The sequence below is a fragment of the Streptomyces sp. NPDC031474 genome (genome assembly GCF_055581185.1).
This window is the reverse complement of sequence record NZ_JBVIJX010000004.1, coordinates 503,337-518,924: the sequence shown is the minus strand read 5'-3', so window position 1 is coordinate 518,924 and position 15,588 is coordinate 503,337. Positions and strand designations below refer to the sequence as shown.

Below are 15,588 nucleotides of genomic sequence, written 5' to 3'. Positions count from 1 at the left end.
CGCCTCTATGCGGTCCGCCACGGCTGGGGAGAGTACGCGCCACACGGCGCGCTCTGCGGTGGCGCCGGGCAAATGGGATCAAACGATCTACTACCATACGCACCCTTGGCTCCGAAGGCAAACTGAGCTCCATCACCGCAGCTCAGCAGCCACCCAGGCCCTGCACCCTGCCGTTCCGAGGCCCTGCCCCGAGCCGGCCTAAGGTCCTGTCCTGAATCGGCCAAGGGTCCTGTCCTAGGACGGCGAAACCGCCTCGGGAGCCGCTTCCGGCGCCGCCTCCGGCGCGGGCTCCCGCTCCGCCAGCTGCGGCGCCGGCCCCCCGCCGTCCTCGTGCGCCGAGGCCGACGGCTCGGCCACCGTCGGCTCCGGCGACGGCGGCGGAGGCGACGGCGAGGGCACGGGCGGCTCCGGGTCCGGCGAACGCGTGGGCGCCGTCGGCTGCGCCTTGGTCGGCGTCGCCGCCCCCGGCTTCTCACTCGGCCCCGGCCGCACCGCCCCCGCCGAGGCCGGTGCGCTCACACCCGCCGACGGCGCGGCCGAAGCGGACGCCGACGCGCTCGCCCCGCCCTTGTCGCCCTTCCCGTGCCCATGCCTGCCGCCACCGCCCGCCGCGCCCAGCCCGAACCCACCGCCCGCCCCCGCCGAACCCCCGTCCGGCGCGTGGCCGCCGTGCTGCCCCGCCGGATGCGAGGGCTTGACCCGGCCGCCCTCCTCGTCCCCCACGCTCATACAGCCGGCGGCCGCGGCGACGACCAGCGCCGTCACGGCCAGACGAACGGGTACGTACAAGGGGCGCACGGGGCCACCTCCGCGGCAGGCGTAAGAGTCGACGTGCCCAACTCCCGCCGCCCACAAGAAGACACGCGCGGGACACGCACCCCCTGCCGGACGGCTCAGCCGTAACCGAGAGCGTGCAGCCGAGCGTCGTCGATGCCGAAGTGATGGGCGATCTCGTGCACCACCGTCACCTCGGTCTCCGCGACGACCTCCTCCCGTGACGCGCACATCCGCAGCGTCGGCCCCCGGTAGATCGTGATCCGGTCCGGCAGCACCCCGGCGTACCACTCACCGCGATCCGTCAGCGGAGTGCCCTCGTACAGCCCGAGCAGCTCCGGATCCTCCGCCGGCGGCTCGTCCTCGACGAACACCGCGACGTTGTCCATCAGCCGCGTCAACTCCGGCGGAATCCGGTCCAGCGCCTCGGCGACCAGTTCCTCGAACTCCTCGCGCGTCATCTCCAGCACAGGCCCCATTGTCCGGTACGACCCCGCCGTGCGAAGAGCATGAACCGTCCGCATACCAGTGCCCGGACCGGGGCATACGGCACCAATGGCCCGCGTCCGCGTCCCCGCCGCAGCCCTGAACCGCCTCAAGCCCGCCCAGCGCAGGAACCGCAGGAACCGCAAGAACCGCAAGAACCCCGCTCTTGAACTCGCCGCCCGCCCCAACCCCTGGGCCCGCGCCCTCGGCCTGACCGGCGTCGTCCTCGTCGGGGCCTGGCTCGGCCTGCTGATCGTCGGCAACGTCCGCGTCCCCGTCGGGCCCATGAACACGACCATGACCCTGCGTCCGTCCGTGACCGGCGGCACGAAGATCAACGTCTCCCCGCTCGGCGCGCTCTCCCTGGACAGCCACCACGCCCCCGTGCGCCTCGACGTGAACGTCGACCAGCTCGACCCCGTGCGCTCCCAGGCCCTGGTCGACCACCCCGAGCGCCTCTCCGGCCTCCAGGACGAGGTGGCCCACGACGTCGAGCACGGCACCCTCGACCTCGCCGTCCGCTCCTGCGTCGCCGTCGTCTCCGGCGCCACCGCCCTCGGCCTCGCCGTCTACCGCCGCCCCCGCCGCGCCCTCGCCGCCGGCGGCCTCGCCTTCACCCTCCTGGCCGCCTCGGGCGCGACCGCGTACGCCACCTGGAACCCCAACTCCGTGCTGGAGCCGCGGTTCTCGGGCCTGCTGTCCTCAGCGCCCTCCCTCGTCGGCAACGCGCGCAGCATCGTCACCGAGTTCGACGTCTACCAGCAGGAACTCGCCCGCCTGGTCACCAACGTGACCAAGCTCTACGACGTCACCTCCACGCTCCCCGCCTACCAGCCGGACCCGACGACCGTGCGCGTCCTGCACGTCTCCGACATTCACCTCAACCCCGCGAGCTGGAAGATCATCGCTTCGCTCGTCGAGCAGTACAAGATCAACGTGATCGTCGACTCCGGCGACACCATGGACCACGGCACTGCCGCCGAGAACGGCTTCCTGGACCCCATCGCCACGCTGGGCGCGCCCTACGTCTGGGTCAGGGGCAACCACGACTCCCTCCTCACCCAGCGCTACCTCCAGCGCATGAAGAACGTGCACGTCCTCGACGACGGCCGCGCGGTCACCCTCGCCGGACTGCGCTTCGCCGGCATCGGCGACCCCCAGTTCACCCCCGACCGCTCCACCGTGCCGGGCGCGGACCAGACGCAGGAGGCGGCGGGCGCGCGCCTCGCCCAGGCTCTGCGCGCCCAGAAGGCCGTCGGCACCCCGGCCGACGTGGCCATCGCCCACGAGCCGTCCGCCGCCCGCGGCACGGACGGCGAGGTGCCCCTCGTCCTGGCCGGCCACCTCCACCACGAGCAGACGGAGGTCATGAAGAAGGGCACCCGGCTGCGCGTCGAGGGCTCGACCGGCGGCAGCGGCCTACGGGCCGTCGAGGGCAAGTACCCCGACCCCATCGAGGCGTCGATCCTCTACTTCGACCGCGACACCCGTCGTCTCCAGGCCTGGGACGAGATCAAACTCGGCGGCCTGGGCCTGACGACGGCCGAGGTCAGCCGCCACCTCCCGAAGGAGAACCAACCCGGCGCCGCCCCGTCCCCCAGCCCCTCTCCCACTCCGTCCCCCACCCCGCCCCTCACTCCGTCCGGAACTTCGCCCGCGACCGCGCCCGCAACGCCCTCCCGGACCCCCTCCAGGACGGCCCCGTAAACCGTTTTGGCGATACCCGCCGCCATCCCATATGCTCATGACGTCCCCGACGCGCTGAGAAGCGCCCAGGCGGGCCGATAGCCCTCATCGTCTAGCGGCCTAGGACGCCGCCCTTTCAAGGCGGTAGCACGGGTTCGAATCCCGTTGGGGGCACGCAACACCGTGTGCGACACTGTCGTACGCAACAGCTTGGTCCTGTGGAGCAGTTTGGAGTGCTCGCCACCCTGTCAAGGTGGAGGCCGCGGGTTCAAATCCCGTCAGGACCGCTGAGGTTTCACGTGAAACCTCGTGGCTGGGTAGCTCAGTTGGTACGAGCGATCGCCTGAAAAGCGATAGGTCGCCGGTTCGACCCCGGCCCCAGCCACAAGAACGAGAACCCCCTCCGGGAAACCGGAGGGGGTTTTCGGCGCTCCGCGTCAGGCGAGGCGGCCCCAAAAGCGCTCGCCCAGTCTTTCGCCAAGATGAGATCCTGGATCGCGTATGTCTACGCACCCCGCCCCCGGCGCCCCCGCTCCGGGTACTCCCGCCCTCGCCACTCCCGCCCTCGGCGCTCTCGCTCCCCGCCTGGCCGAGCTGTCCCTGCGCGACGCGCATCGGCTCGGGCGCAGGCTCGAAGGCGCGCGCCGGATCCGCAAGCCGGAGGCCCGTGCCGCCGTCCTCGCCGAGATCGAGGCGGAGGTCGCGCAGGTCGAGGAGCGGATGGCGATGCGGCGCGGCCGTGTGCCGGCCGTGTCGTATCCCGAGCAGCTTCCGGTCAGCCAGAAGAAGGACGAGATCGCGGCCGCCATCCGTGATCACCAGGTCGTGATCGTCGCCGGTGAGACCGGGTCCGGCAAGACGACCCAGATTCCGAAGATCTGTCTCGAGCTGGGGCGCGGCGTCCGCGGCATGATCGGGCACACCCAGCCCCGTCGTATCGCCGCCCGTACGGTCGCCGAGCGGGTCGCGGAGGAGCTCCGGACGCCACTTGGTGAGGCCGTCGGCTGGAAGGTGCGGTTCACCGACCAGGTGAACCCGGACGCCACCTTCGTGAAGCTGATGACGGACGGCATCCTCCTCGCGGAGATCCAGACCGACCGTGAGCTGCGCGCCTACGACACGATCATCATCGACGAGGCCCACGAGCGGTCCCTCAACATCGACTTCCTGCTGGGCTACCTCGCCCAGCTGCTGCCCCGCCGTCCGGATCTCAAGGTCATCATCACCTCCGCGACCATCGACCCGGAGCGTTTCTCCCGGCACTTCGGCGACGCCCCGATCGTCGAGGTCAGCGGGCGGACGTACCCGGTGGAGGTGCGTTACCGGCCGCTCCTCGAAGAGGACTCCGAGGACGCCGACCGCGACCAGATCACCGCCATCTGCGACGCGGTCGAGGAGCTCCAGGCCGAGGGGAAGGGCGACATCCTCGTCTTCCTCTCCGGTGAGCGGGAGATCCGCGACACCGCGGACGCACTGGAGAAGAAGAAATACCGGTTCACCGAAGTCCTGCCCCTCTACGCCCGGCTGTCGCATGCCGAGCAGCATCGGGTGTTCCAGCCGCACACGGGTCGCAGGATCGTGCTGGCGACGAACGTGGCCGAGACATCGCTGACCGTCCCGGGCATCAAGTACGTCATCGACCCCGGCTTCGCCCGCATCAGCCGCTACAGCCATCGCACCAAGGTCCAGCGGCTGCCGATCGAGCCGATCTCACAGGCCAGCGCCAACCAGCGCAAGGGCCGCTGCGGCCGTACCAGCGACGGCATCTGCATCCGCCTGTACGACGAGGACGACTTTCTGGCCCGTCCGGAGTTCACGGACGCGGAGATCCTCCGTACGAACCTGGCGAGCGTCATCCTGCAGATGACCGCGGCGGGCCTGGGCGAGATCGAGAAGTTCCCGTTCATCGACCCGCCGGACCACCGCAACATCCGCGACGGCGTTCAGCTGCTCCAGGAGCTGGGGGCGCTCGACCCGGCCCAGAAGGACCCGCGCAAGCGACTGACGCAGACCGGCCGCAAGCTGGCCCAGCTGCCCGTCGACCCCCGCCTGGCCCGGATGGTCCTGGAGGCCGACAAGAACGGCTGTGTGCGCGAGGTCATGGTCATAGCCGCCGCGCTGTCCATCCAGGATCCGCGCGAGCGCCCTGCCGACAAGCAGACCCAGGCCGACCAGCAGCACGCCCGCTTCAAGGACGAGACCAGCGACTTCCTCGCCTATCTCAACCTGTGGCGGTACGTCCGCGAACAGCAGAAGGAGCGCGGCTCCTCCTCCTTCCGACGTATGTGCAAGCAGGAGTACCTGAACTTCCTGCGCATCCGTGAGTGGCAGGACATCTACACGCAGCTGCGCACGGTCGCCAAGCAGATGGGGATCCATCTGAACGAGGACGACGCGGCCGAGCAGAACGTCCACGTCTCCCTCCTCGCCGGTCTGCTCTCGCACATCGGCATGAAGGACGTGAAGGACGGCAACAAGAACGAGTACCTGGGCGCGCGCAGCGCCAAGTTCGCGATCTTCCCGGGTTCGGCCCTGTTCAAGAAGCAGCCGCGCTTCGTGATGTCCGCCGAGTTGGTGGAGACGAGCCGGCTGTGGGCCCGCGTCAACGCGAAGATCGAGCCGGAGTGGGTCGAGCCGCTCGCCGGGCATCTCCTGAAGCGGACGTACAGCGAGCCGCGCTGGGAGAAGGACCAGGCGGCCGTGATGGCGGACGAGAAGGTCACGCTGTACGGCGTGCCGATCATCGCCCAGCGGAAGGTCAACTACGGCCGGATCGACCCGGAGACCTCACGCGAGCTGTTCATCCGCAACGCGCTGGTCGAGGGCGACTGGCGTACGCACCACAAGTTCTTCGCCGACAACCGCCGGCTCCTCAGCGAGGTCGAGGAGCTGGAGCACCGGGCCCGGCGCCGGGACATCGTCGTCGACGACGACACGCTGTTCGACTTCTACGAGCAGCGGGTGCCCGAACACGTGGTGTCCGGCGCGCACTTCGACTCGTGGTGGAAGCACAAGCGGCACGAGCAGCCCGACTTCCTGGACTTCGAGCGGGAGATGCTCATCCGGGAGTCGGCGGAGGCGGTCACGAAGGCCGACTATCCGGACTCGTGGCGGCAGGGTCCGTTGAAGTTCCGGGTCACGTACCAGTTCGAACCGGGCGCGGACGCCGACGGCGTGACGGTCCACATCCCGCTCCAGGTCCTCAACCAGGTGACGGGCGACGGTTTCGACTGGCAGATCCCCGGCCTGCGCGAGGAGGTCGTCACGGAGCTGATCCGTTCCCTCCCGAAGCCGATCCGCCGCAACTACGTGCCGGCGCCGAACTTCGCGCAGCGTTTCCTGGACCAGGCGGTGCCGCTCCAGGAGCCGCTCACCACGGCGATGGCCCGCGACCTGAAGCGCATGGTCGGCGTCCCGTTCGAGGCGGAGGACTTCGACTGGTCGCGGCTCCCGGACCATCTGAAGATCACCTTCCGGATCGTCGACGAGCGGCGCCGCAAGCTGGCCGAGGACAAGGACCTGGAGTCGTTGAAGCTCCGGCTGAAACCGAAGGCGAGGCAGGCGATCTCGCAGGCGGCCGCGGCCACCGCCGAACGGCAGGGCGGCGAGTCCCTGGAGCGTTCGGGCCTGACGGACTGGACGATCGGCGCGCTCACCCGCGTCTTCGAGACCCGTCGCGCCGGCCAGCCGGTGAAGGCGTACCCGGCGCTGGTGGACGACGGCGACACGGTCTCCGTACGCCTTTTCGACACGGAGGCGGAGCAGACGGAGGCGATGTGGAAGGGCACACGTCGGCTGATTCTGCGCAACATCCCGGTCAACCCGGCAAAGTTCGCATCCGAGAAGTTGACGAACGCCCAGAAGCTCGCGCTGTCCGCGAATCCGCACGGTTCCATCCAGGCGCTGTTCGACGACTGCGCGATGGCGGCCGCGGACCGGCTGATCGCCGACTTCGGCGGGCCGGCGTGGGACGAGGAGTCGTACCGGAAGCTGTACGACAAGGTGCGCGCGGAGATCGTCGACATGACGGTGCGGACGGTCGGGCAGGTGCAGCAGGTCCTGGCCGCCTGGCAGGCCTGTGAGCGCCGCTTGAAGGGCGTACGCAGCCCCGTGCTGCTGGCAAACCTGACGGACGTGCGCGGGCAGCTGGACGCCCTCGTGAAGCCCGGGTTCGTGACGTGGGCGGGCCTGCGCCGGCTCCCCGACCTGATGCGCTACCTGGTGGCCGTGGACCGGCGGCTGCAGCAGATGCCGACCGGCGTGCAGCGGGACACCAGCCGCATGGAGAAGGTCCACGAGATGCAGGACGAGTACGCCTGGCTGCTGGAACAGCTCCCGCAGGGCCGGCCGGTCCCCTCCTCGGTGCTGGACATCCGCTGGATGATCGAGGAGCTCCGGGTCAGCTACTTCGCCCACGCCCTGGGCACGGCGTACCCCGTCTCCGACAAGCGGATCGTGAAGGCGATCGACGCGGCGGCGCCGTGACGGCTCCTGTACTCAGGGTGAGTTCGACCAGCGGGCTCACCCTCCTGTACAGTCCTTCTCGCAGCGCAACGCAACATCAAGTGCCGCAAAACCTGGTCCTGTGGAGCAGTTTGGAGTGCTCGCCACCCTGTCAAGGTGGAGGCCGCGGGTTCAAATCCCGTCAGGACCGCAGTGAACGAGTGAACGAACGAGGCCCGCATCCCGCACCGGGAAGCGGGCCTTCTTCATACCCACGACGCACAACGAACGAGGCCCGCATCCCCACACCGGGAGGCGGGCCTTCTTCATACCCACGACCTGCACCGACCCGCCCGCCACCCTGACCGGAGTGACTCAGAGCCCGGATCTTCGGATTCGGGCTCTTCTGTGTCCCGGGACGCGCCCTTGACGGCGTCACATCGGGCCGGTACCCAGATCTCAGGGCCCGTTCCTGCGTGGCCCCCGTGGAGGTGGGGTATGGCGGCATCGGTCAGGCACGAGACGCGGGCGCTGCTCCGCGCGCATCTGTCGGCCGCGTCGACCTACGGGCATCTGACCCGCCACTGCCCGATCTGCCACCGCTTACAGCGGCTGGCGATGGACGGCGCCACACGGGGCGCACAGGCCCCCGAGGGAGCCGTCGAGGGGGAGAGCCCGTGGGAGAGCCCGTGGGAGAGCCCGTCCACAGCGTGACCGGCGCCGCGTGACCTACCGCCCGGCCCTGGTCCCGCCCAACCCCCCTTTAGCGCACATGAGTCAGAGGCAACAAGGCCCCTGGCATGTGACGGGTGTCACCGCATGAGTTTTGAAAACATGGGTTCTTACCCGTCTCCTACAACTGGTCAATTTTATATGTGCAATTGCACCACTCGGGAGGATGTCCGGAGGAAGTCCGAAGGATGCCCCCAGGAACCCTCCCAGAGCCTCCCCAGAGTCCGACAAGGTCGATCACAGAGTCACCTGATACGACCCGGCGAGGGGGCTCGAGCCGCCTCAAGCACACAAAAAAGATCGCGCTGGACCCGGCGGAGTCCAGCGCGATCGACGACGTTCCCAGTGGGCGAGGGGCCTGTTGGGGCAGGACCCACGTCGCTTGGAGCTGCGTTTCGGGCGTCCGAACAGGTTGGGGGACCTGACGTGTTGCCCGGTTATTCAGTTGTTCAGGCCTCGCTGCGCTGCTGCGGGATGCCCGCAAGCAGTGCGCGGACCTCGGCCTCGCGATAACGGCGGTGTCCGCCGAGCGTACGAATCGACGTGAGCTTGCCGGCCTTCGCCCACCGCGTGACCGTCTTCGGGTCCACGCGGAACATGGTGGCGACCTCAGCCGGGGTCAGCAGCGGCTCAGCATCAGGGGTGCGAGCGGTCATGAGCGGCCTCCTCGGGAGAACCGAACCTTCTCGGTTCTTTCCTCTAAATTCTGCACCTTGACCCGCGTTGCCCGAAATGGCGGACGCGAGTCGAGTCGGTTATAGGACGAACGGCTTGTCCTCGGCACTACAACTACACCATCTGTCCAGCCGCGTCGGCCAAACCGATGGAATTGCCCCCCAGGTGTTCATCGGCGACGGAAGCCGATGGACCATGCCATAGCGGACAGTCACGCCACTGTGACGATCAGTCACAGGGGCGATCAGGAGTCACGAGACCCCCCAAAGCGTGCAATGCTGAGATTTCCCCCCACAGTGGAGCATAAGTAGGCGGAGGAGCCCTCCCCGGACTCCTTGTCCTATTTTGGCACGAGGAGGGGCAAGCGGCGCAAGGGCCGTGTACGTGCGGTCCGTCACCCTTGCGACAAAAGCCCGGATCGGGACCTACGTCCCGTCAGTTCCGTGAAGTGCGGTTGACGGTACGCTGTCCGACCGCTCCCTGGCCGTGACGTACGTCACTTATGAAAGCGCTGTCTCAGCTGTCACATCGTCAGTTCACAGCGGCCGCAGGTCAAAGCGGAGGCCCAGCTCAGTTCGCGGAGCGTCGGTCCCGTACGGACCGCCATCGCTCCACGAGCCGCGCGTACGCCTCGCCGGCCGCCGCGCCGTCCCCCAGCCGCAGCGCCTCGATGCCCTCGGCCACGTCCTTCGCCGAGTGGTCGTCCTCCAGCTCGCCGGCCGGCAGCACGTGCACCAGACCGCCGTAATCCAATTCCACCAGCGAACGCGGGTGGAATTCCTCCAGCCAGCGCCCGACGTCCAGCAGGCCGTCGATCAGCGGCCCCTGGTCCATGGCGTCCTTCAGCGTGCGCAGCGACCGGGCCACCCTGCGGCGCGCCTGCACCATCGGCGTGCGGTAGCGCAGCACAGGGGCCACCTCCGCCGTCCCCTTGCCGTACTCCCGCTCCTCGTCGGAGACGAGGACGAACCAGTTGAGGGGCACCTGCCAGGCGGCCGTACGGATCCACGGGCGGGCGTCGGGGTTGCGTGCCAGCCACCGCTCGTGGTCCTTGGCCGCCTGCAGGCGGACGACCTCGGGGAGCGCGGCCTCCAGGACCGGCCGGGGCAGCTCCTCCGCCAGCTCGCCCAGCGCCAGCCAGCCGCGCAGCCGGGTGCGCCAGGGGCAGACGCAGAGCACGCCGTCCACCTCGGTCACGAACGCGTCGCCGCTCTCCTGCACCGGCACCGCGACCGGCGGGGTGGGCAGCAGGTCGGCCAGCGCGCGGCGCAGCTCGTCCTGGTAGGAGGGGAGCTCGGGGCGGCGGGCGTAGTTCGCCCAGTGGGTGCGTTCGGGCTCGGGGAAGGCGGCCAGCGGCTCGTACACGCGCAGATAGACCGCGTACGGAACGATCACCGAGGACACCTTGGGCACGCCTGCTCCCTCCCCCTTCGGCCGACAAGGAAACCCTGCGAATCGTCGCACGGCGGTATTCCGCGAGAAGGTGATCCCCGACACTGCGAGATCGGCGGGCCACGCAGGCTCTACGCTCGGACCACAGGCCCCGCCACCCTTACGGTGCCTTCGCCCCGACCGCCGCTAGTTACCCGGGAGTCACTACCGTGACCGACGTATCCGGCGCACCTGCTGACGTACTGCACACCCTGTTCCACTCGGATCAGGGGGGCCATGAGCAGGTCGTGCTCTGCCAGGACCGCGCCAGTGGCCTCAAGGCCGTCATCGCGCTCCACTCCACCGCTCTGGGCCCTGCCCTCGGCGGCACCCGTTTCTATCCGTACGCGACCGAGGCGGAGGCCGTCGCCGACGCCCTGAACCTCGCGCGCGGAATGTCGTACAAGAACGCCATGGCCGGTCTGGACCACGGCGGCGGCAAGGCCGTGATCATCGGCGACCCCGACACGATCAAGACCGAGGCGCTGCTGCTCGCGTACGGCCGTTTCGTGGCCTCGCTCGGCGGCCGGTACGTGACCGCCTGCGACGTCGGCACCTATGTGGCCGACATGGACGTCGTGGCGCGCGAGTGCCGCTGGACGACCGGCCGCTCGCCGGAGAACGGCGGCGCCGGCGACTCGTCCGTGCTGACGGCCTTCGGCGTCTACCAGGGCATGCGGGCCTCCGCCCAGCACCTGTGGGGCGACCCGTCGCTGCGGGGCCGCAAGGTCGGCATCGCGGGCGTCGGCAAGGTCGGCCACCATCTCGTGGAGCACCTGCGCGGCGAGGGCGCGGAGGTCGTGATCACGGACGTCCGCGCGGACGCCGTGCGCCGGATCCTCGACCGGCACCCGCAGGGGGTGACGGCGGTCGCCGACACCGCGGCGCTGATCCGCGTCGACGGGCTCGACATCTACGCGCCGTGCGCGCTCGGCGGGGCGCTCGACGACCTCTCGGTGCCGGTCCTGACCGCCCGGATCGTCTGCGGTGCGGCCAACAACCAGCTCGCCCACCCGGGCGTGGAGAAGGACCTCGCCGACCGCGGGATCCTCTACGCGCCGGACTACGTGGTGAACGCCGGCGGGGTCATCCAGGTCGCCGACGAGCTGCACGGGTTCGACTTCGAGCGGTGCAGGGCGAAGGCGGCGAAGATCTTCGATACAACGCTGGACATCTTCGCACGTGCGAAGGAGGACGGGATTCCGCCGGCCGCGGCGGCCGACCGGATCGCCGAGCAGCGGATGCACGAGGCGGCCCAGGCGCGCGGCTGGTGACGTTCCGCTAAGGGCTCCAGGGGGACCCGTCCGAGGGTTTCGGCGGTACCGGCCGGTGGAAAGTTGGAGAGAACTCTCACTCTTCCCGGCGGGTCGGCCGCCGATAAGTGGTTAAAATCGCCACTGACCAGCAAGGACGGGTCGCCTGAAAGGTGCTGTGCAGACGCGCGTGCTACGGGCGACGTACCGTACGGGCGTGGGCTCAGGTACCGTGGGAGCCCTACGACGGGCTCTCTGTGGAGAGACCGTCCTGGATCATGAACGCGTGTCAACCTGGGGCCGTCGAGCCCCGTCGTTGAGGGGGTCGAGCCATGGGGCGCGGCCGGGCCAAGGCCAAGCAAGCGAAGGTCGCCCGCCAGCTGAAGTACAACAGCGGCGGGACTGATCTCTCACGCCTGGCCGAAGAGCTGGGCGCATCGCCATCGAATATTCCGCCGAACGGTCAACCGTTCGAGGACGATGACGATGACGATGAGCAGGACGACGACCCGTACGCACGGTACGCCGAGCTGTACGGGGCGGACGACGACGAGGATGACGGCGAGGACTCCTCGCAACACCGTCGCGGCGCTTGACCTTGTACTGAGCACCCACCCGGTCGGTGGCTTCGGCCACCGACCGGGTCTTGTGCTGCCTACTCGGTCCATCCGCCTTTTAGGCCCACCCGGTCCGGCCGGTCCACCCGGTCCGGCCGGTCGGCTCAGCTCGCGTAGTCGCCGACCAGTTCGGCTCCCGTGGTGTGCGCGCCGCGCTCGGTGATCTCGCCTGCGATCCAGGCGTCGACCCCGCGGTCGGCCAGTGTGGCCAAAGCCACGTCCGCCGACTCCTCGGGCACGATCGCCATCATGCCGACGCCCATGTTCAGGGTCTTCTCCAGCTCCAGGCGTTCCACGGAGCCGGTCCTGCCGACGAGGTCGAAGATCGGGTCCGGGGTCCAGGTGGAGCGGTCCACGGTCGCGTGCAGCGCGTCCGGGATCACCCGGGCCAGGTTGGCCGCGAGGCCGCCGCCGGTGATGTGCGAGAAGGCGTGCACGTCCGTCGTGCGGGTGAGGGCCAGACAGTCCAGGGAGTAGATCTTGGTGGGCTCCAGGAGCTCCTCGCCGAGGGTGCGGCCCAGGTCGTCGATCCGCGCGTCGAGGGAGAGACCCGCCTGGTTCAGCAGGACATGCCGGACCAGGGAGTACCCGTTCGAGTGGAGACCGGAGGACGCCATGGCGATCACCGCGTCACCCGTGCGGATGCGATCCGGGCCGAGCAGCCGGTCGGCCTCCACGACGCCCGTACCGGCGCCGGCGACGTCGAAGTCGTCCTCGCCCAGGAGGCCGGGGTGCTCGGCCGTCTCGCCGCCGACCAGGGCGCAGCCGGCCAGCACACAGCCCTCGGCGATGCCCTTGACGATGGCGGCGACCCGTTCGGGGTGGACCTTGCCGACGCAGATGTAGTCGGTCATGAACAGCGGCTCCGCGCCGCACACCACGATGTCGTCCATGACCATGGCGACCAGGTCGTGGCCGATCGTGTCGTACACGCCGAGCTGCCGGGCGATGTCGACCTTGGTGCCGACGCCGTCGGTGGCGGAGGCGAGGAGCGGGCGCTCGAAGCGCTTGAGGGCGGAGGCGTCGAAGAGGCCGGCGAAGCCGCCGAGGCCGCCGAGGACCTCGGGGCGCTGCGTCTTCTTCACCCACTCCTTCATCAGCTCTACGGCGCGGTCGCCCGCTTCGATGTCGACGCCCGCGGCTGCGTAGCTGGCACCAGTTGTCTCAGACATGACGGTGAGAACTTTCGTGTCGTATGCAGTCGTCCTGCAGGTGATACGGGCTGCCTACGGGCGACGGATCGCGTCGGCCGCGGCCGTGGCTGCCGGACCGGCCGCCAGCTCGGTCTCCAGCAGCTGCTTGCCGAGCAGCTCCGGGTCCGGGAGCTCCATCGGGTACTCGCCGTCGAAGCAGGCGCGGCACAGGTTCGGCTTGGCGATGGTGGTCGCCTCGATCATGCCGTCGATGGAGATGTAGGCGAGGGAGTCGGCGCCGAGCGAGGTGCCGATCTCGTCGATCGTCATGCCGTTGGCGATGAGCTCCGCGCGGGTGGCGAAGTCGATGCCGAAGAAGCAGGGCCACTTCACGGGCGGCGAGGAGATCCGGATGTGGACCTCGGCCGCGCCCGCCTCACGGAGCATCCGCACCAGCGCCCGCTGGGTGTTGCCGCGGACGATCGAGTCGTCCACGACCACCAGGCGCTTGCCCTTGATGACTTCCTTCAGCGGGTTCAGCTTGAGGCGGATGCCGAGCTGGCGGATGGTCTGCGAGGGCTGGATGAAGGTCCGGCCGACGTAGGCGTTCTTCACCAGGCCCGCGCCGAAGGGGATGCCGGAGGCCTCCGCGTAGCCGATGGCGGCCGGGGTGCCGGACTCCGGGGTCGCTATGACCAGGTCGGCCTCGACGGGCGCTTCCTTGGCGAGCTTGCGGCCCATCTCCACGCGGGAGAGGTACACGTTGCGGCCGGCGATGTCGGTGTCCGGGCGGGCCAGGTACACATACTCGAAGACACAGCCCTTGGGCTTCGCGTCCGCGAAGCGGGAGGTGCGCAGGCCGTTCTCGTCGATGGCGATGAACTCGCCGGGCTCGATCTCGCGGACGTAGGCGGCGCCGCAGATGTCGAGGGCGGCGGACTCGGAGGCGACGACCCAGCCGCGCTCCAGGCGGCCGAGGACCAGCGGACGGATACCCTGCGGGTCACGGGCGGCGTAAAGGGTGTGCTCGTCCATGAAGACGAGCGAGAAGGCGCCCTTGACCTGCGGGAGGATCTGGTGGGCCGCTTCCTCGATGGTCAGCGGCTTGCCGTCGGCGTCCTCCTGGGCGGCCAGCAGGGCCGTCAGCAGGTCGGTGTCGTTGGTGGCCGCCACGCGAGGCGTACGGCCGCCCTCCTTCTTCGGGAGGTCGGCCACCATCTCGGCGAGCTGCGCCGTGTTGACCAGGTTGCCGTTGTGGCCGAGCGCGATCGAGCCGTGCGCGGTGGCACGGAACGTCGGCTGGGCGTTCTCCCACACGGAGGCGCCGGTGGTCGAGTAGCGGGCGTGTCCGACCGCGATATGACCCTGGAGCGAACCGAGCGAGGTCTCGTCGAAGACCTGGGAAACGAGCCCCATGTCCTTGAAGACGAGGATCTGGGAGCCGTTGCTGACCGCGATTCCCGCGGATTCCTGGCCTCGATGCTGGAGGGCGTAGAGCCCGAAGTAAGTGAGCTTGGCGACCTCTTCACCGGGAGCCCAGACTCCGAAGACGCCACAAGCGTCCTGGGGGCCTTTCTCGCCGGGGAGCAGATCATGACTGAGTCGACCGTCACCACGTGGCACGCCACCGAGTGTAGGCGAGGTCGTCCACTGGTCCGAATTGGGGATACTCGCCGGTAACTGGATCACTCAGGGGCGAACGCACCCATGATCGACTTGTTTGCGCAGGTCAGACGGCAGATCTGATGATCCAATGGGCGGTCGGGCGCCCCGCGCGGGCGATCCGGCGAAGTCCCGTTCCGGGTGCGCGAGTGAGGTGTCGCACATCGATGGGGCCGGTGGATGCGGGCCGGTCTCATTTCCTGGTCAGCCGGACCTGGTCGCCGTCGGCCGTGGCGAGGGTCAGCGTGGCGCCCTTGACCTCGGTGGTGAGCGCACCCTGACCGAGCGTGCCGGCCAGCGTGCGTTCGAAGGACATGGGCTGGTCCGTGCAGGCCATCCTGGTCGACCGGGAGTCGGTGAACCGGATGGTGTCGTCCCCGACGACGACCTTGGCGGTGAAGTTGTTGCAGCCGTAGTTGCCCGCCGCCTTGCCGTCCTCGATCTCGACGTGCGCCCCGCTGGGGGCACGGTGGGTGGCGCCGTCCACGGTGACGCTGTCGACGTTCCACCGCACCCCGGTGACGGGCTGTTCGGCGCTCACCGAGCCGCTGCCGGGCTGCCCGCCGTCCGCTTTCTCGCTTCCGCAGGCCGCGGCGAGCGGGACGAGGACGGCCACGGCCGTCACCATCATGCGCTGCTTGTGCCTATACGTGTACATGCTGATGTGACGGTCACCGGAGACGACCGGTTCCCCGC

The 15,588-nt window shown here is 69.3% G+C and carries 12 protein-coding genes and 4 tRNA genes; 9 read left to right on the top strand and 7 right to left on the bottom strand.

The window, feature by feature from the left end:
• Positions 1-234 precede the first annotated feature (234 nt).
• Positions 235-798, bottom strand: coding sequence for a hypothetical protein (locus ACZ5SK_RS10590; RefSeq protein ID WP_361706136.1), 564 nt, complete (start codon positions 796-798; stop codon positions 235-237).
• A gap of 95 nt (positions 799-893) precedes the next feature.
• Positions 894-1,244 carry a metallopeptidase family protein gene (locus ACZ5SK_RS10585; protein ID WP_319344080.1) on the bottom strand — a complete coding sequence of 117 codons (351 nt, stop codon included), beginning with the start codon at positions 1,242-1,244 and terminating at the stop codon, positions 894-896.
• A gap of 85 nt (positions 1,245-1,329) precedes the next feature.
• Here ACZ5SK_RS10585 and ACZ5SK_RS10580 point away from each other — a divergent pair, with 85 nt between their 5' ends.
• The 7 genes from ACZ5SK_RS10580 to ACZ5SK_RS10550 all read left to right on the top strand — a co-directional run bounded on the left by ACZ5SK_RS10580 (position 1,330) and on the right by ACZ5SK_RS10550 (position 8,103).
• The gene (locus ACZ5SK_RS10580) at positions 1,330-2,967 is read left to right on the top strand and encodes a metallophosphoesterase family protein (protein WP_457495643.1); all 1,638 of its coding nucleotides are present in this window, start codon (positions 1,330-1,332) and stop codon (positions 2,965-2,967) included.
• An 80-nt stretch (positions 2,968-3,047) separates the two neighbouring features.
• Positions 3,048-3,120, top strand: a tRNA-Glu gene (locus tag ACZ5SK_RS10575).
• A 38-nt stretch (positions 3,121-3,158) separates the two neighbouring features.
• Positions 3,159-3,233: transfer RNA gene (locus ACZ5SK_RS10570), tRNA-Asp, on the top strand.
• Between the two features lie 24 nt (positions 3,234-3,257).
• A tRNA-Phe gene (locus ACZ5SK_RS10565) sits at positions 3,258-3,331 on the top strand.
• Positions 3,332-3,447: 116 nt separating this feature from the next.
• On the top strand, positions 3,448-7,431 hold the full coding sequence (gene hrpA, locus ACZ5SK_RS10560; protein WP_334578797.1) for an ATP-dependent RNA helicase HrpA: 3,984 nt from the start codon (positions 3,448-3,450) through the stop codon (positions 7,429-7,431).
• A 94-nt stretch (positions 7,432-7,525) separates the two neighbouring features.
• A tRNA-Asp gene (locus ACZ5SK_RS10555) sits at positions 7,526-7,600 on the top strand.
• Between the two features lie 287 nt (positions 7,601-7,887).
• A complete protein-coding gene (locus tag ACZ5SK_RS10550; RefSeq protein WP_334578796.1) occupies positions 7,888-8,103 on the top strand; it encodes a DUF6274 family protein in 216 nt (71 codons plus the stop codon).
• A 467-nt stretch (positions 8,104-8,570) separates the two neighbouring features.
• Here ACZ5SK_RS10550 and bldC read toward each other — a convergent pair whose 3' ends face one another.
• The gene (bldC, locus tag ACZ5SK_RS10545) at positions 8,571-8,777 is read right to left on the bottom strand and encodes a developmental transcriptional regulator BldC (protein WP_003949541.1); all 207 of its coding nucleotides are present in this window, start codon (positions 8,775-8,777) and stop codon (positions 8,571-8,573) included.
• 589 nt (positions 8,778-9,366) lie between these two features.
• The gene (locus tag ACZ5SK_RS10540) at positions 9,367-10,209 is read right to left on the bottom strand and encodes a DUF8083 family protein (protein WP_334578795.1); all 843 of its coding nucleotides are present in this window, start codon (positions 10,207-10,209) and stop codon (positions 9,367-9,369) included.
• Positions 10,210-10,397: 188 nt separating this feature from the next.
• Here ACZ5SK_RS10540 and ACZ5SK_RS10535 point away from each other — a divergent pair, with 188 nt between their 5' ends.
• Both ACZ5SK_RS10535 and ACZ5SK_RS10530 read left to right on the top strand, forming a co-directional pair.
• Positions 10,398-11,501, top strand: a complete 1,104-nt coding sequence (locus tag ACZ5SK_RS10535) for a Leu/Phe/Val dehydrogenase (RefSeq protein WP_334578794.1) — start codon at positions 10,398-10,400, stop codon at positions 11,499-11,501.
• 311 nt (positions 11,502-11,812) lie between these two features.
• Entirely contained in the window at positions 11,813-12,076 is a 264-nt protein-coding gene (locus ACZ5SK_RS10530; protein ID WP_319344069.1) for a DUF3073 domain-containing protein, read from the top strand.
• A gap of 125 nt (positions 12,077-12,201) precedes the next feature.
• On the opposite strand, the gene purM is transcribed toward ACZ5SK_RS10530, so the two are convergent.
• From purM to ACZ5SK_RS10515, 3 genes are all read right to left on the bottom strand, one after another.
• Positions 12,202-13,269, bottom strand: coding sequence for a phosphoribosylformylglycinamidine cyclo-ligase (purM, locus tag ACZ5SK_RS10525; protein ID WP_334578793.1), 1,068 nt, complete (start codon positions 13,267-13,269; stop codon positions 12,202-12,204).
• A gap of 54 nt (positions 13,270-13,323) precedes the next feature.
• Positions 13,324-14,853 carry an amidophosphoribosyltransferase gene (purF, locus tag ACZ5SK_RS10520; RefSeq protein ID WP_079661329.1) on the bottom strand — a complete coding sequence of 510 codons (1,530 nt, stop codon included), beginning with the start codon at positions 14,851-14,853 and terminating at the stop codon, positions 13,324-13,326.
• 232 nt (positions 14,854-15,085) lie between these two features.
• A complete protein-coding gene (locus tag ACZ5SK_RS10515) occupies positions 15,086-15,550 on the bottom strand; it encodes an META domain-containing protein (RefSeq protein ID WP_334578792.1) in 465 nt (154 codons plus the stop codon).
• Positions 15,551-15,588: the final 38 nt, after the last annotated feature.